General features: G+C 70.7%; 19 protein-coding genes and 1 other RNA gene. 9 read left to right on the forward strand and 11 right to left on the reverse strand.

What is annotated here, in order from left to right:
• Positions 1-50 precede the first annotated feature (50 nt).
• A complete protein-coding gene (htpX, locus tag AC3WQR_RS02320) occupies positions 51-923 on the forward strand; it encodes a protease HtpX (protein ID WP_139701422.1) in 873 nt (290 codons plus the stop codon).
• Between the two features lie 93 nt (positions 924-1,016).
• Here the strand turns inward: htpX and AC3WQR_RS02325 are convergent, their stop codons facing one another.
• The 5 genes from AC3WQR_RS02325 to hmpA all read right to left on the reverse strand — a co-directional run bounded on the left by AC3WQR_RS02325 (position 1,017) and on the right by hmpA (position 6,609).
• Positions 1,017-2,018 (reverse strand): ProQ/FinO family protein, encoded by a 1,002-nt coding sequence (locus AC3WQR_RS02325; protein WP_492741034.1) that lies wholly within the window; start codon positions 2,016-2,018, stop codon positions 1,017-1,019.
• Positions 2,019-2,129: 111 nt separating this feature from the next.
• Entirely contained in the window at positions 2,130-2,687 is a 558-nt protein-coding gene (locus AC3WQR_RS02330; RefSeq protein ID WP_492741035.1) for a VUT family protein, read from the reverse strand.
• 2 nt (positions 2,688-2,689) lie between these two features.
• The gene (locus tag AC3WQR_RS02335) at positions 2,690-4,315 is read right to left on the reverse strand and encodes an NAD(P)/FAD-dependent oxidoreductase (RefSeq protein WP_492741036.1); all 1,626 of its coding nucleotides are present in this window, start codon (positions 4,313-4,315) and stop codon (positions 2,690-2,692) included.
• Positions 4,316-4,388: 73 nt separating this feature from the next.
• Positions 4,389-5,309 (reverse strand): cysteine synthase A, encoded by a 921-nt coding sequence (cysK, locus tag AC3WQR_RS02340; RefSeq protein ID WP_492741037.1) that lies wholly within the window; start codon positions 5,307-5,309, stop codon positions 4,389-4,391.
• A 115-nt stretch (positions 5,310-5,424) separates the two neighbouring features.
• Positions 5,425-6,609, reverse strand: coding sequence for an NO-inducible flavohemoprotein (gene hmpA, locus AC3WQR_RS02345; protein WP_492741038.1), 1,185 nt, complete (start codon positions 6,607-6,609; stop codon positions 5,425-5,427).
• Between the two features lie 135 nt (positions 6,610-6,744).
• On the opposite strand from hmpA, the gene norR reads away from it, so the two are divergent.
• The 7 genes from norR (at position 6,745) to AC3WQR_RS02380 (ending at position 14,144) form a co-directional block, all read left to right on the forward strand.
• Complete coding sequence (gene norR, locus AC3WQR_RS02350) at positions 6,745-8,337, forward strand: nitric oxide reductase transcriptional regulator NorR (RefSeq protein ID WP_492741039.1); 1,593 nt, start codon at positions 6,745-6,747, stop codon at positions 8,335-8,337.
• A gap of 59 nt (positions 8,338-8,396) precedes the next feature.
• Positions 8,397-8,765, forward strand: an RNA gene (gene rnpB / locus AC3WQR_RS02355) — RNase P RNA component class A.
• A gap of 157 nt (positions 8,766-8,922) precedes the next feature.
• Complete coding sequence (locus AC3WQR_RS02360) at positions 8,923-9,381, forward strand: MarR family winged helix-turn-helix transcriptional regulator (protein WP_492741071.1); 459 nt, start codon at positions 8,923-8,925, stop codon at positions 9,379-9,381.
• Positions 9,382-9,393: 12 nt separating this feature from the next.
• Positions 9,394-11,514, forward strand: coding sequence for an FUSC family protein (locus tag AC3WQR_RS02365; protein WP_492741072.1), 2,121 nt, complete (start codon positions 9,394-9,396; stop codon positions 11,512-11,514).
• On the forward strand, positions 11,511-11,717 hold the full coding sequence (locus tag AC3WQR_RS02370) for a DUF1656 domain-containing protein (RefSeq protein ID WP_062483051.1): 207 nt from the start codon (positions 11,511-11,513) through the stop codon (positions 11,715-11,717). Before AC3WQR_RS02365 ends, AC3WQR_RS02370 begins: the two co-directional genes overlap by 4 nt.
• A gap of 25 nt (positions 11,718-11,742) precedes the next feature.
• Positions 11,743-12,666: an efflux RND transporter periplasmic adaptor subunit gene (locus AC3WQR_RS02375; protein WP_095743575.1), complete on the forward strand. Its 924-nt coding sequence runs from the start codon at positions 11,743-11,745 to the stop codon at positions 12,664-12,666.
• On the forward strand, positions 12,663-14,144 hold the full coding sequence (locus AC3WQR_RS02380) for an efflux transporter outer membrane subunit (RefSeq protein ID WP_492741040.1): 1,482 nt from the start codon (positions 12,663-12,665) through the stop codon (positions 14,142-14,144). Before AC3WQR_RS02375 ends, AC3WQR_RS02380 begins: the two co-directional genes overlap by 4 nt.
• Positions 14,145-14,174: 30 nt before the next feature.
• Here the strand turns inward: AC3WQR_RS02380 and AC3WQR_RS02385 are convergent, their stop codons facing one another.
• The 3 genes from AC3WQR_RS02385 to AC3WQR_RS02395 form a co-directional block, all read right to left on the reverse strand.
• Positions 14,175-14,744, reverse strand: a complete 570-nt coding sequence (locus tag AC3WQR_RS02385; RefSeq protein WP_492741041.1) for a hypothetical protein — start codon at positions 14,742-14,744, stop codon at positions 14,175-14,177.
• 85 nt (positions 14,745-14,829) lie between these two features.
• The gene (locus AC3WQR_RS02390; RefSeq protein ID WP_354345787.1) at positions 14,830-15,558 is read right to left on the reverse strand and encodes an RNA pseudouridine synthase; all 729 of its coding nucleotides are present in this window, start codon (positions 15,556-15,558) and stop codon (positions 14,830-14,832) included.
• Complete coding sequence (locus tag AC3WQR_RS02395; RefSeq protein WP_492741042.1) at positions 15,555-17,237, reverse strand: MBL fold metallo-hydrolase; 1,683 nt, start codon at positions 17,235-17,237, stop codon at positions 15,555-15,557. The genes AC3WQR_RS02390 and AC3WQR_RS02395 overlap by 4 nt, the downstream gene beginning before the upstream one ends.
• 110 nt (positions 17,238-17,347) lie before the next feature.
• Between AC3WQR_RS02395 and AC3WQR_RS02400 the strand changes: the two genes are divergently transcribed.
• The gene (locus AC3WQR_RS02400) at positions 17,348-18,352 is read left to right on the forward strand and encodes a Bug family tripartite tricarboxylate transporter substrate binding protein (RefSeq protein ID WP_492741043.1); all 1,005 of its coding nucleotides are present in this window, start codon (positions 17,348-17,350) and stop codon (positions 18,350-18,352) included.
• Here the strand turns inward: AC3WQR_RS02400 and AC3WQR_RS02405 are convergent, their stop codons facing one another.
• From AC3WQR_RS02405 to AC3WQR_RS02415, 3 genes are all read right to left on the reverse strand, one after another.
• Complete coding sequence (locus AC3WQR_RS02405; RefSeq protein WP_492741044.1) at positions 18,353-19,183, reverse strand: TorF family putative porin; 831 nt, start codon at positions 19,181-19,183, stop codon at positions 18,353-18,355.
• A 50-nt stretch (positions 19,184-19,233) separates the two neighbouring features.
• Positions 19,234-20,181 (reverse strand): DMT family transporter, encoded by a 948-nt coding sequence (locus tag AC3WQR_RS02410; protein ID WP_492741045.1) that lies wholly within the window; start codon positions 20,179-20,181, stop codon positions 19,234-19,236.
• A gap of 69 nt (positions 20,182-20,250) precedes the next feature.
• On the reverse strand, positions 20,251-21,018 hold the full coding sequence (locus tag AC3WQR_RS02415) for a GntR family transcriptional regulator (RefSeq protein ID WP_492741046.1): 768 nt from the start codon (positions 21,016-21,018) through the stop codon (positions 20,251-20,253).
• Positions 21,019-21,026: the final 8 nt, after the last annotated feature.

The raw sequence follows: 21,026 nt of genomic DNA on the forward strand, positions 1-21,026 counted from the left end.
GCCCCGGGGCCCTTATCTAAGGGGGCAGATTTCCCCACGGAGAATTCAACTTGAAACGTATCCTTCTGTTTGTCCTGACCAACGTGATGGTCGTCGCGGTGCTCGGCGTGGTCGCCAGCCTGCTCGGCGTCAACCGCTTTCTCACGGCCAACGGGCTCAACCTGACGGCGCTGCTCGGCTTTGCGCTGGTCATGGGCTTCGGCGGCGCGATCATCTCGCTGCTCATCAGCAAGCCCATGGCCAAGTGGACGGCCGGCCTGCGCATGATCGACAACCCCCAGTCGCCCGATGAGGCCTGGATCGTCGGCACCGTGCGCAAGTTCGCCGACAAGGCCGGCATTGGCATGCCCGAGGTCGGCATCTTCGAAGGCGAGCCCAATGCCTTCGCCACCGGCGCGTTCAAGAACTCGTCGCTCGTGGCCGTGTCCACCGGCCTGCTGCAGGGCATGACGCGTGAAGAGGTCGAGGCCGTCATCGGCCACGAAGTCGCGCACATCGCCAACGGCGACATGGTCACGATGACGCTGATCCAGGGCGTGATGAACACCTTCGTCGTGTTCCTCTCGCGCGTGATCGGCTACGCGGTCGACAGCTTCCTGCGCCGCGGCGACGACCGCTCGTCGGGCCCCGGCATCGGCTACTACGTGAGCACCATCGTGCTGGACATCGTGCTCGGCTTCGCCGCCGCGATGGTGGTGGCCTGGTTCTCGCGCCAGCGCGAGTTCCGCGCCGACGCCGGTGCCGCCGCACTCATGGGCAACCGCCAGCCGATGATGAACGCGCTCGCCCGCCTGGGCGGCCTGCCGGCCGGCGAGCTGCCCAAGGCCGTCGAAGCCATGGGCATCACGGGCGCGATGGGCAAGCTGTTTGCCACGCACCCGCCGATCGAAGAGCGCATCGCGGCGCTGCAGAACGCGCGCTGAGCAAGTTGCAGGCACGGCGGCCAACGCCGTCGCCCATGAAAAAAGCCGCCACAGTGATGTGGCGGCTTTTTTCGTTGGAGCGGGCGTGTTGCGTCAGTCCGCAGCGGGTGCTTCGGGGGCGGCCGGGGCGGCTTCTGCGTCGGGCGCCGCCTGCACTTCAGGCGCTGCGGCTGCCGCCGCTTCAGCGGCCACCGCTGCGGCAGCGGCAGCAGCCTCGGCCCGCTTCTTGTCGTCCCGCACGCGTTGCAGCGTGCGCGTCACGTCGCCGGGCTTCATGCCGTACATGTCGGCGAACTCCTGTTCGCTGCGGCCGCTGGCTTCGAAGGCGCGCAGCAGGGCTTCGCGCTTGGCGGCCTGCTGGGCGAGTTCGGCCAGGGCTTCGTCGACGACGGCATTGTTGTTGGCATCGCGCGAGCGCACCAGCACGGCATAGGCCTCGTGGTCGAGGCCGGAGGCTTCGATGGCCTTGGCGATGCGCGTCACCAGCTGCGGACGCAGGTCTTCGCCGGGGTTGCGGTGCGAGCGGCGGCGGTGCAGCTCGAGGATGGCGTGGTGCACGTGCTCGGGCGCGACCGGGTCGAGCGCGTTGCCGTCCAGGTCATGGCGCGCATGGCCGGCGGCCACGCTTTCGAGGTAGCGCGTGGAGCGCGCGTGCTGGCCCATCGCGATCTTCAGGTCTTCGGCCTTGAAGTCTTCGGGATGGCGCGCGATCAGCTCTTCGTACACGCCGAGCTTCAGCGGCACGAAGCGTGCGCCGAACAGCTGCGGGTACAGCTCGAACAGGCGCTCGAGCACGGGGTTGACCTTGCGCGGTGCGCGCTGGGCTTCGGGCTGTTGTTGCTGTTGCGGCTGCTGTCCGCGCGGCTTGCGCCCTTGCTGCGGCTGTTGCTGCCCGTGCGGGCGCTGTTGCTTGGCGCGCGGCGGGCGTTGTTGCTGCTGCTGTTGCGCGGGGGCGGGCTGCGCCGCCGACGCGTCAGCGCCTGCGTCGGTGCCCGCGCCGGCCTTCAGCTGCTGCAGCTGCTCGGCCATGTCCGGGCGCTGGCGCCGTGCGTTGCGCGAGTTCGTGTTCGGGGCGGCGGTGGATGCGTCGGTCATACGGAAGGCTCGGCGATGGGCGCGAGGGGATGGAAAGGGAAGAAAAAGAACAACCGGTCCCGCGCGGTCAGCGCGGCCGGAACATCCTGCGGGTATTGTCAGGGCGGATGGTCATGCGCGTGCAGCGCCTCGGTCACCTCGGTCAGGGACCTGCCGCCCGATCAGCAGCCGGAACGGCAGCAGCATCAGCACGCCGACACCGAGCTTCACGCCCAGGTCGCCGAGCGCCCAGGTGAGCCAGGGGCCGTCGGTGCCTGCGAAGGCGATGCCCCAGAAGACGATGCTGTCGAGCACGGCCGCGATCACCGTGGCCACCAGCGGCGCGCGCCACCACAGGCCCCGGCGCAGGCGGTCGAACACGCGGATGTCGAGCAGCTGCGAGGCGATGAAGGCCAGGCCCGAGGCGGCGGCGATGCGCGCCGGCGCCAGCAGCAGCGACACCGCCACGGCCACCGCGAAGCCGACCCACGCCACGCGCCGCGCCATGCCGGGGCCGAAGCGCCGGTTGACGAGGTCGCTCACGAGGTAGGCCACCGGGTAGGTGAAGGCGCCCCAGGTGAGCCAGTCGTTGATGGCGAACTGCACCAGGACGTTGGACGCGAGCACCACGGCGGCCATCGCCAGCGTGGCGACGGCCAGCTGGCCGGTGGTGGGGCGGTGGAAGTGCATCGTCAAACCGCGCTGCCGAGCACGCTGCGCGCCACGGCCTCCGCCACCTTGATGCCGTCCACGCCGGCCGACAGGATGCCGCCCGCGTAGCTCGCGCCTTCGCCGGCCGGGTAGAGGCCGCGCACGTTGAGGCTCTGGAAGTCGTCGCCGCGCGTGATCTTGATCGGCGACGAGGTGCGCGTTTCCACGCCCGTGAGCACGGCGTCGTGCGTGTCGAAGCCCTTGATCTTGCGGCCGAAGGCCGGGAAAGCTTCGCGCATCGCCTCGATGGCGTAGGCGGGCAGGGCCTGGTGCAGGTCGGTCGGCGTCACGCCGGGCTTGTACGACGGGATGATGCTTCCGAGCGCGGTCGACGGCTTGCCGGCGATGAAGTCGCCCACCAACTGGCCGGGCGCGTGGTAGTTGCTGCCGCCGAGCACGTAGGCGTTGCTTTCGAGCTGGCGCTGCAGCGCGATGCCTGCCAGCGCATCGCCGGGGAAGTCCTTCGGGTCGATGCCCACCACGATGCCCGCGTTGGCGTTGCGTTCGTTGCGCGAGTACTGGCTCATGCCGTTGGTGACCACGCGGCCCGGCTCGCTGGTGGCCGCGACCACGGTGCCGCCGGGGCACATGCAGAAGCTGTAGACCGAGCGGCCGTTGCTGGCGTGGTGCACCAGCTTGTAGTCGGCCGCGCCCAGCAGCGGGTGGCCCGCGTGGCGGCCCCAGCGGGCGCGGTCGATGAGGCCCTGCGGGTGCTCGACGCGAAAGCCGATGGAGAAGGGTTTGGCCTCGATGTGCACGCCGCGTGCATGCAGCATCTCGAAGGTGTCGCGCGAGCTGTGGCCCAGCGCCATCACGACGTGGTCGGCGCGCAGTTCGCTGCTCTGGCCCGTCGTCTGATCGAGCACGGTGAGGCCACGCAGATGGCCGTCTTCGATGTGCACGTCGGTCACGCGCTGCTCGAAGCGGATCTCGCCGCCGAGCGCGACGATCTGCTCGCGGATGTTCTCCACCACCTTCACCAGCTTGAAGGTGCCGATGTGCGGGTGCGCGACGTACAGGATTTCGGGCGGCGCGCCGGCCTTCACGAACTCTTCCATCACCTTGCGGCCGAGGAAGCGCGGGTCCTTGATCTGGCTGTAGAGCTTGCCGTCCGAGAAGGTGCCGGCGCCGCCTTCGCCGAACTGCACGTTCGACTCGGGGTTGAGCACGCTCTTGCGCCACAGGCCCCAGGTGTCGCGGGTGCGCTGGCGCACGGTCTTGCCGCGTTCGAGCACGATGGGCTTGAAGCCCATCTTCGCGAGCATCAGCGCCGCGAAGATGCCGCAGGGGCCGAAGCCGATCACCACGGGGCGCGTGGCGTCCGCGGGCGCCTGGCCCGGCGGCGTGTAGCGCATGTCGGGCGCGGGCTGGATGTGCGGGTGGCTGGCGTGCCTGGCCAGCAGCGCGGCTTCGAGCGCGGCATCGGCCAGCTGCACGTCGCAGATGTAGACCGTGAGCAGGTCGGCCTTGCGGGCGTCGAAGCTGCGCTTGTAGACGGTGTGGGAGGCGATCGCGGCAGGCGGAACGTCGAGCGTCCGGGCGATCAGGGTGGCCAGCGCCTCTGGGGCGTGGTCGAGCGGGAGTTTGAGTTCGGAGATTCGCAGCATGTCGTGGGGCTTGTGGTTATCAAGCAGACCGACGATTTTAAGCGCCCGGGGCGCTATGAAACTTGTAGCTGGGTCAGGCGGGCAGGAAGCCTTCGACGGAGAGGTAGCGCTCGCCCGTGTCGTAGTTGAAGCCCAGCACCACCGCGTCGGGCGCCAGCGAGGGCAGCTTCTGCGCAATGGCCGCGAGCGTCGCGCCCGACGAGATGCCGACCAGGATGCCTTCCTCGACCGCGCAGCGGCGCGCCATTTCGCGCGCGGGTTCGGCGTCGACCTGCAGCACGCCGTCGAGCAGCGAGGTGTCGAGGTTCTTCGGAATGAAGCCCGCGCCGATGCCCTGGATGGGGTGGGGCGCCGGCGCGCCGCCCGAGATCACGGGCGAGGCCACCGGCTCCACCGCGAACACCTGCAGCTTGGGCCACTTCTTCTTGAGCACCTTCGCCACGCCGGTGATGTGGCCGCCCGTGCCCACGCCGGTGATGAGCACGTCGATGCCCTCGGGAAAGTCGGCCGCGATTTCTTCGGCCGTGGTGCGCACGTGCACGTCGACGTTGGCGGGGTTGTTGAACTGCTGCGGCATCCACGCGCCCGGCGTGCCGGCCACGATTTCCTCGGCGCGGGCGATGGAGCCCTTCATGCCGTTGGCGCGCGGCGTGAGGTCGAAGGTGGCGCCGTAGGCCAGCATCAGGCGGCGGCGCTCCACCGACATGCTGTCGGGCATCACCAGGATCAGCTTGTAGCCCTTGACGGCCGCGACCATCGCCAGGCCGATGCCGGTGTTGCCCGAGGTGGGCTCGACGATGGTGCCGCCGGGCTTGAGCGCGCCGCTCTTCTCGGCGTCTTCCACCATCGCGAGCGCGATGCGGTCCTTGATCGAGCCGCCGGGGTTGGCGCGCTCCGACTTGATCCAGACCTGCTGCTTCGCATGGCCGAACAGGCGGTTGATGCGGATGTGCGGCGTGTTGCCGATGGTCTGGAGGATGTTCTGGGCCTTCATGGAATCTCCTTGGGTGCGAGGGTCGGATGGTCAGCGCGCATTGTGGCGCCCCCTGGGCCGGGTTGCACCCGGCCCGCGACCGTTTCAGCACGAGGGGATGGCAGGCCGTTGCGATTCAGGCCTCCAGGGCTTCCAGCGGCCCGAAGAACTCGTAGCGAAGCTGCTGCTTCGGCACGCCGAGCGCCAGCCCGTTCGCATACACCGCCTGCATGAAGGGCTTCGGTCCGAGGAAGTACAGGTCGACGTCGCGGTCTTCCGGCAGCACTCCGGCCAGCAGCTCGCGGGTGACGAAGCCGGTCGCGTGCGGCGTGTCGGTGTCGCGCGGCGCGTCGTAGACATACAGCGGCTTCACGTTCGCATGCCGCTGCGCGAGTGCGTCGACGCGGGCGCGGAACGCATGCGCGCCGCCGTGCCGCGCCGCATGGACGAAGTGCACCGGCCGGCCCGTGTGGGCCACCGATTCGAGCATGCTCATCGCGGGCGTGATGCCCACGCCGCCCGTCACCAGCACGAGGGGGCGCACCTGCTCGCCCGCGGGCTGCAGCACGAAGTCGCCGCACGGCGCCTGCACCTGCAGCCGCGTGCCGACCGCGGCGGCCTCGTGGAGCCAGTTCGAGGCGCGGCCGCCTTCCTCCTTCTTCACGCTGATGCGGTACCACGGCTTGCCCGGCGCGTCGGACAGCGAGTAGTTGCGCCGCACCGGCTGGCCGTCGATCTCCAGCACCAGCGTGAGGTACTGCCCCGGCGTGAACGCCAGCAGCGCGCCGCCGTCCACGGGCTCCAGGTAGAACGAGGTGATGACCTCGCTTTCGTCCTCACGCCGTGCCACGCGGAATTCGCGCGTGCCGCGCCATCCGCCGGGTTGGGCCGCGTTGGCGCTGTAGACGGCTTCTTCCGCGGCGATGAGCAGGCCCGCCAGCGATTCGTAGGCCTCGCCCCAGGCGGCGATCACCTCGTCGGTCGCGGCATCGCCGAGCACCTCCTTCACGGCGCGCAGCAGGTAGTGGCCGACGATCGGGTAGTGCTCGGGCAGCACGCCCAGCGCGGCGTGCTTCTGGATGATGCGGGGCAGGGCGCCGGCGATCGCTTCGAGCCGGTCGATGTGCGCGCCGTACGCGATGACCGCGCCCGCCAGCGCGCGCGCCTGCGTGCCGGCGGCCTGGTGCGCTTCGTTGAAGAAGGCCTTCACCTGCGGATGGCCCTCGAACATGATCTTGTAGAAGTGGCTGGTGATGGCCTCGCCGTGGGCCTGGAGCGCGGGCACGGTGGACTTGACGATGGCGATGGTTTGCGGGTGCATGGTCTGGCTCTTCCTCAGTTGAGATGCCGTTTCCATCTCACGATCCGTGCCAGCCGGAAGGCCTCTGCAAGTGCTTGACGCCATTGGGGATTTATTGGGCGTGGTCAAATTCACAACAACTTCAGCGTTGTACTTATGACCACATTGCATGTCGATTCGACCACCGAAGCCTCACCACCTGAGCCCGAGCCCGAAGCCGAGGCCGCCCGCTACCGATCGCTGCTCGCCGCCGCGCGCGGACTGGTCCGCTGCGATGCCGCCGCGCTGCTGCAGCTCGACGTCGACGTGCTGAAGCCCGTCGCGGTCGACGGCCTGAGCGATGAAACCCTCGGGCGCCAGTTTCCCGTCGCCGCCCATCCGCGCTTCGCGCGCCTGCTCGCCAGCGAACGGGGCCTGCGCTTCGCCCACGACAGCAACCTGCCCGACCCGTACGACGGCCTCGTCGCCGGCCAGCCGGGCATCCTGCCCGTGCACGACTGCATGGGCGCGCCGCTGCGCCTGCGCGGCGCCGTCTGGGGCCTGCTCACGCTGGACGCCCTGGAGCCGCACGCCTTCGATGCCGTGGGCCCGGCGCAGATGGAGGCACTGATCGCCCTCGTCGAAACCGGCATCGAGGCCGCCGACACGATCCGCGAGATGCAGGCACGCGCGATGCGCGAGCAGGCCGTCGCGCAGGCGCTGCGTGCCGGGCGCGGCGCGCCGCGCGAGCTGCTGGGCAGCAGCCCGGCGATGAAGCAGCTGTGCCACGAGATCGACACCGTCGCCGTGTCCGACCTCACGGTGCTGCTGCTCGGCGAAACCGGCGTCGGCAAGGACCTGGTCGCGCAGCGCCTGCACGCGCGCTCGCGCCGCAGCGAGCAGCCGCTCGTGCAGGTCAACTGCGCGGCGCTGCCCGAGTCGCTGGCCGACAGCGAACTCTTCGGCCACAAGCGCGGCGCGTTCACCGGCGCCGTGCAGGACCGCGACGGCAAGTTCGAGATCGCCGATGGCGGCACGCTCTTTCTCGACGAGGTCGGCGAGCTGCCGCTGAGCGTGCAGGCCAAGCTGCTGCGCGTGCTGCAAAGCGGCGAGGTGCAGCGCCCCGGCAGCGACCGCATGCGCAAGGTCGACGTGCGCGTGATCGCGGCCACCAACCGCGACCTGCCCGCGGCGATCGCGCAGGGCCGGTTTCGCGCCGACCTGTACCACCGGCTGTCGGTCTATCCGCTCGTGGTCGCGCCGCTGCGCGAGCGGGGGCGCGATGTGCTCGTGCTCGCCGGCAGCTTTCTCGAGGAGAACCAGCACCGGCTGGGCGCGCGCAACCTGCGGCTCTCGCCGGCGTCGAAGGCCGCCATGCTGGCGCACGGCTGGCCGGGCAATGTGCGCGAGCTCGAGCATGTGATCAGCCGCGCTTCGCTGCGGGCGTTCAGGGAACAGCCGCGCGGCTCGCGCTGGACGGCCATCGAACCGCATCACCTGGCGCTGGACAGCGCTGCCGCCGTGGGAGGCGCGGTGGCAGCGCCCGTGCAGGCCCCGGCGAACGAACACGCGGGGCCTGCCATCGCTGGCGGCACGCTGCGCGAGGCGACCGACGCCTTCCAGCGGACCTGGCTCTTGGAACTGCTCGCCCGCCACGGCGGCCGCGTGGCCAGCGCCGCGCGCGAGGCCGGCATCGACCGCAGCAACTTCCACCGGACCTTGCGCAAGCTGGGCCTGGTGCAGGCCGGCGACAGCGAAACGCCCGGCTGACGGTCGGCTGGCGGCGTCGCCTGAAGGGTCATTGATGGGGCGGGCGATAATCGAGCGGTGAAGCACGCCAGACCGCCGCTGGTGCAAGCCCGAAAGGGACGATGCTCTGCCCTCGGGCAACAGCATCGGGTCGAAAGATCGCACTGGAGGAACGTCCGGACTGCACAGGACAGCGCAGGAGTTAACGACTCTCCACCGTGAGGTGAGGATCAGAGCAACAGAGACGAGCCGATTCAGTTCGGGTGAAACGGGCAATCTCTGCGCGCAGCAACACCAAGTAGGCCAGTATTGAGGTGGTTCCGCTGAGCTGGCGGGTAGGTGGCATCGAGCCGTTTGGCGACAAACGGCCCAGAGTAATGGCGGTCACGCCGGGGTCTTCGCAAGAGGGCTCCGGTGCACAGAATCCGGCTTATCGGCGAGCTTCACACTTTTCTTTCTCCCCCCTTTTCCCTGGGCCGCGCGCCGGCGTCGTGCGCGGCCGCGTGCAAGACTCGGTAGAAACCCGTACAATTGTTAGCAAGCTAACTAATTGATAACGCCGTGGCCGATACCGAACCCATCTCCCCGTTGCGCGAACACGCGCTGATGCGGCTCGGCACCTCGCTGTCGGTGCTCCAGCGCGGCTACCGCGCGGCGGCCGACAAGGCGGTGGCGCACGTGGGCCTGTCGCAAACGCTGGCCTGGCCGGTTGTGGTGCTCGGGCGGATGGAAGACGGCGTGCGTCAGGGCACGGTGGCCGAGGCGCTGGGCATCGAAGGGCCGTCGCTGGTGCGCTCGCTCGACCAGCTGGTCGAGGCTGGCTTCGTCGAGCGCCGCGAAGACCCGGCCGACCGCCGCGCCAAGACGCTGCACCTCACGCCCGCCGGCCGCGCTGTCTGCGAGCCCATCGAGGCCGCGCTGCGCCAGATGCGCGCCGCGCTGTTCGAAGGCACTCCCGACGAGGACATTGCCGCCACCTTGCGCGTCTTCGGCGCGCTCGAGGCCAAGCTCGGCCGCAGTGCCGCCGGCATGCAGAGCCTGCAGCAGGAAGGGCGCGGCCAGTAGATGTCCACGGCGATGTCGTTGCCGCGCTTCACCCGCGCGGAAGTTCTCTTTTCCGTCAAGAGCTTCGCCGCCGCGATGCTGGCGATGTACCTGGCCAGCCGCGCCGGCCTGCCGCGCCCGTTCTGGGCGCTCATGACCACCTACGTCGTCGCCCACCCGCTGGCCGGCGCCGTGCGCTCCAAGGCGGTGTTCCGCTTCTGCGGCACGCTCATCGGCAGCGTCGCCACCGTGCTGATGGTGCCCGCGCTGTCCAACGCGCCCGAGCTGCTCACGCTGGTGCTCGCGCTGTGGGTGGGGCTGTGCCTGTATGTGTCGCTGCTCGACCGCACGCCGCGCTCGTACGTCTTCATGCTCGCGGGCTACACGGCGGCGCTGATCGGCTTTCCGTCGGTGCAGACGCCGCTCGTGCTGTTCGACACCGCCGTGGCGCGCGTGGAAGAGATCGGCCTGGGCATCTTCTGCGCCACGCTGGTCCACAGCCTCGTGCTGCCCGCGGGGCTCGCGCCCACCGTGCTGGGCCTGCTCGACCGCACGCTGAAAGACGCGCGCCAGTGGATCGGCGACCTGTTCCAGCCCGGCGATCGCAGCACCCCCAAGGACGCCGACCCCAAGCGCCTGGACGCCGACCCCAAGCGCCTGGACGACGACCGCCGCCGCCTGGCCGGCGACATCACGCAGCTGCGCCTGCTCTCGACCCACGTGCCCTTCGACACCACGCACCTGCGCTGGACCGCCGGCGCGATCCGCGCCATGCAGGACCGCGTGGCGGCGCTCACGCCCGCACTGTCGGCCGTCGAAGACCGGCTGCAGGCGCTGGCGCAAGCCGAAGGCCGCCTCGCGCCCGACGTCACCGCCGTGCTGGCGCTGGCCGCACAGTGGCTGCGCGACGAAAGTGACCCGGCCGTCGATGCCTCCGCACGCCTGCAGGCGCTGCGCCAGGCCATCGCCGCGCTGGGCAGCGCGCAGGGCGCGGGGTTCACGCCCTGGGCCCGCGCACTGCGCATCGGCCTGGCGGGCCGGCTCGAAGAGCTGGTCGACGGCTGGACCGCCTGCGCCCAACTGCGCCGCGACATCGACGAAGGCCTGAAGGGCGGCGCGCCGCTGCGCCGCACGGCCGCGCTGGGCCAGCGCGCGATGCACCGCGACCACGGCATGGCGCTGCTGTCGGCGCTGGCCGCCGTCATCGCCATCTGCGTGTGCGGCGCGTTCTGGATCCTCACGGGCTGGACCATGGGCTCGGCCGCCACCATGATGGCCGCCGTCTTCTGCTGCTTCTTCGCCACCATGGACGACCCCGTGCCCGCGATGCACGGCTTCCTGAAGTGGACGCTGTGGTCCATTCCCATCTCGGCCGTCTACGTGCTGGTGCTCATGCCCACGGTGCAGGACTTCGGCATGCTCGCGCTGGTCTGCGCGCCGCTGTTCCTGGTGCTGGGCCTGTACCTGCCGCGCCCGACGCACTTCATGGCCGCGATGGCGCTGGTGTTCGGCGTGTCGGGCACGCTGGCGATGCACGACACCGCGAGTGCCGACCTCGTGAGCTTCATCAACAGCATGACCGGCCAGATCGTCGGCGTGGTGATGGCCGCGCGCGTCACGCGGCTGGTGCGTTCGGTGGGCGCCGACTGGAGCGCGCGCCGCATCCAGCGCGCCACCTGGCGCGAACTCGGCGACATGGCCGCCTCCACCCAACCGCAGTACGCGCAGAGCGACGCCTACGCCGTGCGCATGCTCGACCGCATCGGCCTGCTGGCGCCGCGCATCGCGCAGGCCGGCGGCACCGTCGAGGGCGTGGCCGCCAACGACGCGCTGCGCGACCTGCGCATGGGCGCCGACATCGCCGTGCTGCAGCGCGTGCGCGCCCAGCTGCCGATGGCCACCTCGGCCGCGCTGCTCGGCGGCATCGCGCGCTTCTTCCGCCAGCGCGGCGAAGGCCGCATGGCGCCGCGCCCGGCGGCGCTGCTGCCGCAGATCGACGAGGCGCTGGCGGCCGTGCTCGCTGCGCGCGACAGCTCCACCGCGTCGCGCGCCGCCGTCACCGCGCTGGTCGGCCTGCGCCGAAACCTGTTCCCCGACGCGCCGCCTTCGCTGGCAGGCGTGTCTTCCTCTTCACCGCAAGGAGCTTCCGCATGATCGGCGAAGCCAGTTTCTACGGGCTCTACGTGCCCTGGCTCATGCTGCTGGCCGGCGCCGCGCTGCTCGCCCTGTGGGGCGTGCGCCGGCTGCTCGCCGCCACCGGCCTGTACCGCTGGGTGTGGCACCCGGCGCTGTTCGACATGGCGCTGTACCTGCTGCTGCTGTACGGCCTGAGCCGCCTCACGGCGCACCTGCAATGACAACGCAAACCACACAGAGATTTCCATGAAAGCCAACCCCTTCGCAGACAACCCCCGGGCCCAGAGCCTGCTGCGCGTTCTCCTCACCGTGGCCGTGGTGGCCGCCGCCGTCTGGGCGGGCTTTCGCCTGTGGGACCACTACGAGCTCGCACCGTGGACGCGCGACGGCCGCGTGCGCGCCAACGTGGTCCAGATCGCGCCCGACGTGTCAGGCCTCGTCACGGCCGTGCCGATCCGCGACAACCAGCCGGTCGCCGCCGGCACGCTGCTGTTCGAGGTGGACCGCGCGCGCTACGACCTCGCCGTGCGCCAGGCGCAGGCCGCGCTCGCCGCGCAGCGCGCCGTGAGCGCCCAGGCCCAGCGCGAGAACGCGCGCAACACGGGGCTCGACGAGCTGGTGTCGAAGGAGTCGCGCGAACAGACCCGCGCTCGCGTCGAGCAGGCCCAGGCCGCCGTCGCGCAGGCCGAGGTGGCGCTCGATTCGGCGCGCCTGAACCTGCAGCGCGCCGAAGTGCGCGCGCCGGCCGACGGCCTCGTCACCAATCTCGACCTGCGCCAGGGCAGCTACGCCGCCGCCGGCCGGCCGGTGCTCGCGCTGGTCGATGCGCAGTCGTTCTACGTCGAGGGCTACTTCGAAGAAACCAAGCTGCCGCGCATCCACCTGGGCGACCGCGTGCGCGTGACGCCGATGGGCGGCGGCGCGGTGCTCGAAGGCGCGGTCGACAGCGTGGCCGCCGGCATCGCCGACCGCGACCGCTCCACCAGCGCCAACCTGCTGCCCAGCGTGAACCCGACCTTCAACTGGGTGCGGCTGGCGCAGCGCATCCCGGTGCGCGTGAAGCTCGACCCGCTGCCCGAAGGCGCGCGCCTCGTGGCTGGCCAGACGGTCACGGTGCAGGTCCTCGAACACGACGCGGCCCACGCGGCCGCCACGCCGAAGAAGGGATGACCGCCATGACCCGCTTCGCCTTTCGCATGGCTTCGCTCGCGGTCGCGGCTGGGCTCGCGGCCTGCGCGGCGGTCGGCCCCGACTACCGGCAACCGCCCGAGGCGCTGGCCAGCCAGCCCGCTGCCGGCAAGCCTTTCGCCGAAGCACCGGCGAATGCCGCGCCGCTGCCCGCGCACTGGTGGCGCCTGTACCACGACCCGCTGCTCGACCGGCTCGTCACCCAGGCGCTCGCGCACAACACCGACCTGCGCCAGGCCGTGGCCAACCTCGAGCGCGAACGCGCCATCGAAACCGAAGTGGCCGGTGCCAAGTACCCCACCATCGGCGTGAACGCCGGGCCGTCCTTCGGCCACGTCTCGGGCCTGTCGCTGCTGCAAAAGGGCTACGAGCCGCCGAACACCTTCAACTACAGCGCGGGCGCGTCGCTGTCGTACCAGGTCGACCTGTTCGGCCAGATCCGCCGCGCCATCGAGGCCTCGGCCGCCAGCAGCCAGGCCGCCGAAGCCGCGCTCGACCTCGTGCGCGTGAACGTCGCGGCCGGCACCGCGCGCGCCTACGCCGAAGCTTGCTCGGCCGGCCTGCGGCTGCAGATCGCGCAGAAGTCGGTCTCGCTGCAGCAAGACGCCGTGAACGTCACCGAGCGCCTGCAGCGCGCGGGCCGCGCCGGTGCCATCGACGCCGGCCGCGCGCGCGCCCAGCTCGCGCAGCTCGACGCCGCGCTGCCGCCGCTGAAGGCCCAGCGCCAGGGCGCGCTCTACCGCCTGGCCACGCTCACTGGCGCGCTGCCGCAAGACTTTCCGCGCGAGGTGGCCGACTGCACCACGCCGCCGCGCGTGGCCGGCGCACTGCCGGTGGGCGATGGCGCCGCGCTGCTGCGCCGCCGGCCCGACATCCGCCAGGCCGAGCGCAGCCTCGCTGCCTCGACCGCGCGCATCGGCGTGGCCACGGCCGACCTCTATCCGAAGGTGACGCTGGGCCTGTCAGGCTCGTCGGCCGGCCATGCCACCGGCTTCGGCCGCCAGGACACGCTGGCCTGGAGCGTCGGCCCGCTGATCTCGTGGACCGTGCCCAATACCGGCGCCGCGCAGGCCCGCATCGCGCAGGCCGAGGCCGGCACGCGCGCCGCGCTCGCGAAGTTCGACGGCACCGTGCTCACCGCGCTGCGCGAGACCGAGACCGCACTGGGCACCTACGCCCGCGAGCTCGACCGCCGCGCCGCCCTGCAGGCCTCGCGCGACGAAAGCGCCAAGGTCGCCGCGCAGGCGCGCCAGCTGTACCGCAACGGCCGCACCGCCTACCTCGACGCGCTCGACGCCGAACGCGCGCTGGCCGGCGCCGACGCCGCCTTGGCCGCCAGCGACGCGCAACTGGCCGACGACCAGGTCGTGCTGTTCATGGCGCTCGGCGGCGGCTGGGAGCCGGCCGATGATGCGCTCGCACAAAGCCAACAAGGCAAGCCCGCCACGACCGTCCGCTGAGCGGCACGTGCCGCTCGCCGGCCGCAACGCTCAGCGCGTGAACAGCCAGCCGCCCTTGGGCTGGCGCGTCAGCTCGTGGCGCTTGATGGCGCGCTCCTCGCCGTCGTCGCCCACGTAGACCACGTCGAAGCGCAGCAGCCGGGGCGACACCAGTTTCCAGTTCTGGATGCGCTGCACCGTCACGCAGGCGGTCTTGTCGTGGTACTGCATCTCGGCCATCGGCCCGCCCTGGAAGCCCGTGCCGTCGAACAGTCGGCCGGGCGCCGCGAAGGGGTTGAGCACCGCGCCGTTGCGCGCCGTGATGCAGCCTTCGGTACGCAGGAAGGATTCGATGGTCGGCGACGCGCTCCCCACCACCTTGCCCACCGCGGGGCTCGGGGGCTTGCCGCCGACGGCTTCGCGGATGCGATCCACCTGCACCGCGGTGATCGGCGCGAGGCCGTCCTTGGAAACCACGGCGGGTGGGGCGGCTGTCGTCGCGGCGGTCGGCGAACCGACCGGCGCGTCCGGGAACAGCAAGGCCGTGAGGTAGCTGCAGCCCGCCAGCAGCGTCAGGGGCAGGGTGCAGGCCAGGGTGCGGATCGGTGTGCCGAACTTCATGGTGCTGGTATCTCCCGTGTGCGGCGCGGGGCCGCTGTCTTCAGGTGGCAGTTTGCGGTGCTGCCTCGTCGTCCTCAAGCCGCTTTCAAAAACGCTCGTTCGGCGCCAGGTAGCGCCACTGGCCCGGCTGCAGCCCGGCCAGCGAGACGCGGCCCACGCGCAGGCGCCGCATGGCGACGATGCGCAGGTTCACGCCGTCGCAGATGTGCGCGATCTGCCCGGGCCGCGCGCCCTTGAGTGCAAAGCGCAGCCCGGTCTGCTCGGGCGACTGCCGGCCGATGCTCACGCGCGCGGGCGAACGCTCCAGCCGCGCCAGCACCTCGGGGCTCACCGGGCCGGCCACGTCGACCATCACTTCGTGTTCGAGGATGCCCGCGTCTTCCTGCAGTTTGCGCTCGATGCGCCATTCCTGCGTGTAGGCCACGAGGCCGCTGGCGCCGGTTTCGAGCGGCGTCATGCAACGCTGGCCGCGCGCATGCGCCGGCAGGAAACGCTGGCCCTCGCGCTCGGGCTCGTGGTGGTTGGCGGCCACCAGCAGCTGGTGGGCGTTGTCGGTCGGCATGCCGGCGGGCTTGTAGAGCACCATCGTCACCGGCACCACGGGCTCGGGCCGCGCACCGGCGGCGATCTCGACCTGCTGATGCGGCTGCACGCGCGACTGCGGCAGCAGCGCGGGCACGCCGTCCACGCGCACCGCGCCGTTCTCGATCAGCAGCTCGGCCTCGCGGCGCGACACCTGGGCCAGGGCGGCCACGCGCTTGGCCAGGCGCACGCCTTCGTCGTCGGGTGCAGAGGGGCGGTTCGAGCGGTTCATCGCGCGTCGGCCAGTTGCCGGATGCGCGCCACGTGCGCCGCCAGCGAACGCGCCGCCACCGGCCACATGCGCTCGGGTACGTCGTCGTAGGCGAGCGGCAGCCACTGCTCGGGCGTGCCGTCGGGCAGCCGCTGCATCGCGGCGGCGATCTTGGCCTCGCGCTTGAGGCGGTGCGCCTTCAGGTGCGCGATGGCCGTGCGCGCAAAGCCGATCACGTAGCCGTGCGCCGGCAGGATGAAATCGATGCCGCCGGCCGCGCAGGCCGCGTCGAGCTTGTCGAGCGAATCGAGGTACGCCGTCATGTCGCCGTCCGGCGGATCGACCACCGTCGTGCTGCCGTTGAGGATGTGGTCGCCCGAGAACAGCAGGCCGTCTTCTTCGAGCACCAGGCACAGGTGGTTGGCCGCGTGGCCGGGCGTGTGGATGGCGCGCAGCGTGTGCACGAGCGGCGTGCCGTCGGGTGCGGTGCCCGAGAGCACCAGCCGCTCGCCGTCGGCCAGCTCGCGCTCGGCGCTGAAGCGTGCGGTGGAGCGCGCCGTGGGCGCGGACGACAGCCCGAGGATCGGCGGCTTGCGCTCTGCCGCGCACAGCGCCTGCAGCGGCGCGGCGCCCGGCGAGTGGTCGGCGTGCGAGTGCGTGCAGACGATCAGGCGGATGTCGCCCTGCGTGGCTTCGATCAGCCGTGCGAGGTGCGTCGCGTCGTTCGGGCCCGGGTCGATCACGAGGTAGCCGGTGGCCGCGTCGCCCACGAGGTAGGTGTTGGTGCCCGGGCCGGTCATGGCGCTGGGGTTCGGCGCGGTGAGGCGCTGCACGTTCTTCAGCAGCGCCACGGGCTGCGTGCTCTGCCAGTCGAGCGCGTGCGCGATCTGGCCATCGGGGCACACCAGCGCGAGTTCGCCGAAGGGCGACTCGTGTTCCATGTAGCGCGCGTCCTCGCCCTTGAGCAGGCCGGCGCGCGGGCAGCTGGTCCACAGCGGCTTCTCCTGGCCGTCGGCCCCGGGCGCGCAGGCCGCGAGCACCGCATCGACCGTCGCATAGGCCGCCATGCGCTGCAGCGTGCGGATGGTCGGGAAGATCATGAAGAAGCTGCCGGCCTCGTGGCGCGCCAGCGCGTCGGCCGGGCGCACCCAGCAGGGCTCGAACTGCTCGCTCTCGTCGGCCGTGGGCTCCTGGCCCTCGGGCATGCGCGCCACCAGGAAGGGCACGTCGAAGCGCTTGGGCAGGTCGCGGTCGGTGATCCAGTGCGCGAAGGTGAAGACCTCGTCGGCCGACAGCACCAGGCCGCGTGCCGCGCACTGGTCGGCGAAGGCCGTGCCGGCGGTGGCGTTGCGGTCCATGGCGGCGACCTCGCCGGCGCTCACCGCGCGGCCGTCGGCGTGGCGGGCCAGCAGGATGCCCAGTTCTTCGAAGGCCTCGCGGATCGCGGCGATGGCCTGCGTGTGCTGCGTGTCGCTTTGCGTGGCGCGGCGTGCCGCGATGCGCGCGGCGGCGGCGTCGGCCGCGTCGATGTGGCCCCCCGGAAAGACGTAGGCACCGGGCGCGAAGCTCGCGGTGGCCGAGCGACGGGTCATGAGGACCTCCAGGCCGGCGTCGGTGTCGCGCAGCAGCAGGACGGTGGCGGCGGCGCGCACGGGCACCGGTTCGCGATGGGTGTGGAGTTGTTGTGTGGGGCGGACCATGGAGCGATTATGGAGAGGCAAGGGGCGCGGTGCATAAGCACATGTGCAAACAGATATCAGCCGCGCGCCACAATCGGCGCCTGCACCGTCCGCCTCGAAGAAAGACCGACATGGCCCATTCTCCCTTCCCGCGTCGCGCCCTGCTGGCCGCTGGCGCCTTGCTCTGCACCGCCGCCGCATCGACCCTGGCGCTGGCCCAGCCCGACTGGCCGCAACAACCCGTCACACTGATCATGGGCTTCCCGGCCGGCTCGGGCGTCGACGTGGTCGCCCGCGCCATCCAGGAGCCGCTGTCGCGCCAGCTCGGCAAGCCCGTGATCATCGACTACAAGTCGGGCGCCGCCGGCAACATCGCCAGCGAGTACGTCGCCCATGCCAAGCCCGACGGCTACACGCTCTCGTTCGGCACCGCCGCCACGCACGGCAGCAATGCGGCGCTGTACAAGAAGCTGCCCTTCGACGTCGAGGCCGACTTCGTGCCCGTGGCGCCCGTGCTCGACGTGTCGAACGTGCTCACCATCAACCCCGACGTGATCAACGTGCGCACGCTCAAGGAGTTCGTCGAGCTGGTGAAGGCCAACCCCGGCAAGTACAACTACGCCTCCACCGGCAACGGCGCGGGCACGCACATGGCCTTTGCGGAGTTCAACTCGCGCCTGGGCCTGAACATGGTCCACGTGCCCTACAAGGGCGGCCCCGAGGCCATCACCTCGGTGGTGCGCGGCGAGACCTGCTGCATCATGAACCAGGTGCAGACCGTGCTGCCGCACTACAAGGCCGGCAAGGTGCGCCTGCTGGGCGTGACCACCGCCACGGCGGTGCCGGCCGTGAAGGACGTGCCGACCATCGCCTCCAGCGGCCTGCCCGGCACCAAGGGCTTCGACAGCGCCATCTGGTTCGGCATCTTCGCGCCCAAGGGCACCGACGCGCACATCGTCGACAAGCTCAACGCCGCCGTGAAGACCGTGCTCGAGCAGCCCGAGATCCGCGAGCGTTTCGAGAGCCAGGGCAACACCGTGCGCATCGAGTCGCCCGCGCAATTCAAGAAGACCGTGCACGCCAACCGCGTGAAGTGGGCCGAAGTCGCCAAGGCGGCGAACATCAGCATCGACTGATCACAAGGTTTTGGTCAGCGTGAGGATGAAGCGGGCCTTGTTCGGCGAGTAGGTCGTCTGGCCGACGGTGCCGAAACCGTAGTCGAAGCCCGGGTTGGCCACGGACACGTACGCGCCCTTCTTGTTCGCGCCCTGCACCGAGCCGGTGAGCGTGAGGCCGCTGCCGAAGTCGTACGTGGCGCCGACGTTGTAGTCCACGTAGCTCCTGTAGCCCAGGCTGCGGATGTCGCTCGACATGTTCGTGTAGCCGACAGCCGCTTTCAGCGTGACCTTGGGCACGATCTCCTTGCTGTAGGCCAGGTTCAGGTAGCCGGTGTTGCGGCCCGTGCGGCCCGAGCCGGTCTTGGCGCCGGCATAACCGAAGTAGTCCTTCGACACCGTGTGCGAGTACTTCAGCGTGAACGAGCCGAGCGTGGCGTCGGTGTAGCCCGCGCTGGCGTACAGCTCCGTCGTGTTGCCCGTCGAGTTGCCCGGGTACAGGTAGGTGAGGGCGCCCACGTCCATGTCGAGCGGGCCGGCCTTGAACTTGTAGCCGCCGTACAGGTCGCTCTCCAGGCTGTTGCCCTTGAGCCAGTTGACGCTGGAGTTCCAGTTGCCGATGTAGAAGCCGCTGTCGCCGAAGGCGTAGTCGAAGCCGCCCTGCACGGCGGGCTTGAAGCCGCGGGTCTTGGCGTAATCGTTCTTGCCCAACATGTCCTGGTCCTGGCCGCGGAACTTGTAGTTCGTGGTCAGCGCCACGTTGCCCGTGAGCTGCGCGTTCGCGAGCACCGGCAGGGCGAACAGGGTGGGAAGAACGAGCACCGGCAAGGCGGTGCGAAGGAGGTGTTTCATCGAAAGAATTCGCTAACGGATGGAGGAGCCGGCAGCGTAGAAGCGAGGGTCTAAAAGCCGCGTAAAAAACGAAGGCCCCGGCGCAAAAGTTGTGTGTCGGGCATCGTCATCGCGACCACGCCCACCACCACGCAGGCCAGCCCGACCCACGCCGTGGGCGCCAGTGTCTCGCCCAGAAACACCACACCGATCGTCACGCCGATGGGCACGCGCAGGTAGGCCTGTGCCGAGGTCGACATCGGCCCCAGGGTCTTGATGAGCCGGAAGTAGATCGTGAAGGCCAGCGCGGTGGAGAGCACCGCCAGCGCCAGCACGGCGAGCATCGAGGCGGCCGAGGGGGCGAGCGTCCAGGGTCTGTCGATCGCCAGGCTCGCGGGCACGAGCAGGGCCGCGCCGCTCAACAGCGAGCCGGCTGCGGGCACCATCGGGTCCAGGCCCTTGAATACGCGGCCGAACATCGCGGCGCAGCCGTAGCAGACGGCAGCCACCACCAGCGCCAGCTGTGCCAGCAGCGAATGCCCCAGCCCCTGCAGCGCCTCGAAGCCCACGATCAGGCAGATGCCCGCCAGCCCCGCACCCACGCCGAAGAGGCGCTGCAGCGTAGGCTTGCCCGCCCCGCCCAGGCCCCACCCCAGCAGGAAGATGAAGATCGGCGAGGTCGAGTTGAGGATGGTCGCCAGCCCCGCATCCACGCTGCGTTCGGCCCACGCGATCAGCGTGAACGGCAGCACGCTGTTCAGACAAGCCTGCAGCGCGAAGCGCCGCCATGTCGCGCCGTCTGTCGGCAAGCGCACGCCGCGCAGGCGCAGCACCGCGAGCAGCAGCAATCCGGCGATCAGGGTGCGTGCCGCGATCAGCGTGACCGGCGGGATCGTCGCCACGCCGATCTTGATGAAGGTGTACGAGGCGCCCCAGCAGGTCGCGAGCACCGCGAGCAGCGCCCATTCGAAGGCAGGGGCGTGGGGGCGGACTGAAGCGGCGAGCGGGGTCGTTGGCATGGTGCGCCGATCTTCGCGAGACCGGCCCCTCGACACTTCGCTGGTGGACGAAATGTGGGCGCGAAAGCCTCAGTGATCGTGCCCGTGGCTTCGCGCCGGCGCAGCGCCGTTCAGCAGCGCCGCCAGGTCGACCTCCTGCTCCGCCGCCGCGCCCGCGATCACGCGCTGCTCCAGCTCGTCCAGGTGCTCCAGCGCCACGGCCAGCGCGGCGTCGAGCGAGTCGCCCATGAGCGCTTCGATGATCTGTTCGTGCTCGCGCGGCGCGCAACTCGCGGCCTCGGCCGAGTCGTACAGCGCCTTGTACAGCTCGGTGTTCGCAATCAGCCGCCGGATGTACGACAGCAGCTCGTCGCTGCCCGCCATCTGCGCCAGCAGCAGGTGGAAGTCGCCGGCCAGGCGGATCGCGTCCTCGCGCCGGCCTTCCTTGAACGCCTTCTGCTCCGCCTGCACGTGCTTGCGCAGCGCGGCCACCTGCTCGCGCGCCAGCCGGCCGAACAGCGTGGCGACCAGCCCGGCCTCCACGATGCGGCGCGCGCGGTAGATGCCGCGCATGTCGTCGATCGACGGGTTGGGCACGAAGGCGCCGCGGTTGTGCTCCAGCACCAGCCGCTTTTCGGAGCCCAGCCGCGCCAGCACCTTGCGCACCGCGCCGCGCGTGCAGCCCAGCGCCTCGGCCAGCGCGCGCTCGCGCAGCGGCGTGCCGGGGCGCAGCTTGCCGCTGAGCAGCGCCTTGGACACGGCGGCGTAGACGCGCTCGTCCACGTTCGTGTCGTCAGCGGACTCGATGGGTTCAGTCGAAGGGGCGGGCGCGGCGGATCGGCGGGTGGCGGCAGGCATGGGCCTGC

The organism is Variovorax sp. FW305-3-2-15-B-LB1, from assembly GCF_058787635.1.

Coding starts and splice junctions, on each gene's coding strand:
- AC3WQR_RS02325 (WP_492741034.1), bottom strand. CDS start 2,018: ATGACCGACGCATCCACCGCCGCCCCGAACACGAACTCGCGCAACGCA.
- AC3WQR_RS02330 (WP_492741035.1), bottom strand. CDS start 2,687: ATGCACTTCCACCGCCCCACCACCGGCCAGCTGGCCGTCGCCACGCTG.
- AC3WQR_RS02335 (WP_492741036.1), bottom strand. CDS start 4,315: ATGCTGCGAATCTCCGAACTCAAACTCCCGCTCGACCACGCCCCAGAG.
- cysK (WP_492741037.1), bottom strand. CDS start 5,309: ATGAAGGCCCAGAACATCCTCCAGACCATCGGCAACACGCCGCACATC.
- hmpA (WP_492741038.1), bottom strand. CDS start 6,609: ATGCACCCGCAAACCATCGCCATCGTCAAGTCCACCGTGCCCGCGCTC.
- norR (WP_492741039.1), top strand. CDS start 6,745: ATGACCACATTGCATGTCGATTCGACCACCGAAGCCTCACCACCTGAG.
- AC3WQR_RS02360 (WP_492741071.1), top strand. CDS start 8,923: ATGCGGCTCGGCACCTCGCTGTCGGTGCTCCAGCGCGGCTACCGCGCG.
- AC3WQR_RS02365 (WP_492741072.1), top strand. CDS start 9,394: ATGTCGTTGCCGCGCTTCACCCGCGCGGAAGTTCTCTTTTCCGTCAAG.
- AC3WQR_RS02370 (WP_062483051.1), top strand. CDS start 11,511: ATGATCGGCGAAGCCAGTTTCTACGGGCTCTACGTGCCCTGGCTCATG.
- AC3WQR_RS02375 (WP_095743575.1), top strand. CDS start 11,743: ATGAAAGCCAACCCCTTCGCAGACAACCCCCGGGCCCAGAGCCTGCTG.
- AC3WQR_RS02380 (WP_492741040.1), top strand. CDS start 12,663: ATGACCGCCATGACCCGCTTCGCCTTTCGCATGGCTTCGCTCGCGGTC.
- AC3WQR_RS02385 (WP_492741041.1), bottom strand. CDS start 14,744: ATGAAGTTCGGCACACCGATCCGCACCCTGGCCTGCACCCTGCCCCTG.
- AC3WQR_RS02390 (WP_354345787.1), bottom strand. CDS start 15,558: ATGAACCGCTCGAACCGCCCCTCTGCACCCGACGACGAAGGCGTGCGC.
- AC3WQR_RS02395 (WP_492741042.1), bottom strand. CDS start 17,237: ATGGTCCGCCCCACACAACAACTCCACACCCATCGCGAACCGGTGCCC.
- AC3WQR_RS02400 (WP_492741043.1), top strand. CDS start 17,348: ATGGCCCATTCTCCCTTCCCGCGTCGCGCCCTGCTGGCCGCTGGCGCC.
- AC3WQR_RS02405 (WP_492741044.1), bottom strand. CDS start 19,183: ATGAAACACCTCCTTCGCACCGCCTTGCCGGTGCTCGTTCTTCCCACC.
- AC3WQR_RS02410 (WP_492741045.1), bottom strand. CDS start 20,181: ATGCCAACGACCCCGCTCGCCGCTTCAGTCCGCCCCCACGCCCCTGCC.
- AC3WQR_RS02415 (WP_492741046.1), bottom strand. CDS start 21,018: ATGCCTGCCGCCACCCGCCGATCCGCCGCGCCCGCCCCTTCGACTGAA.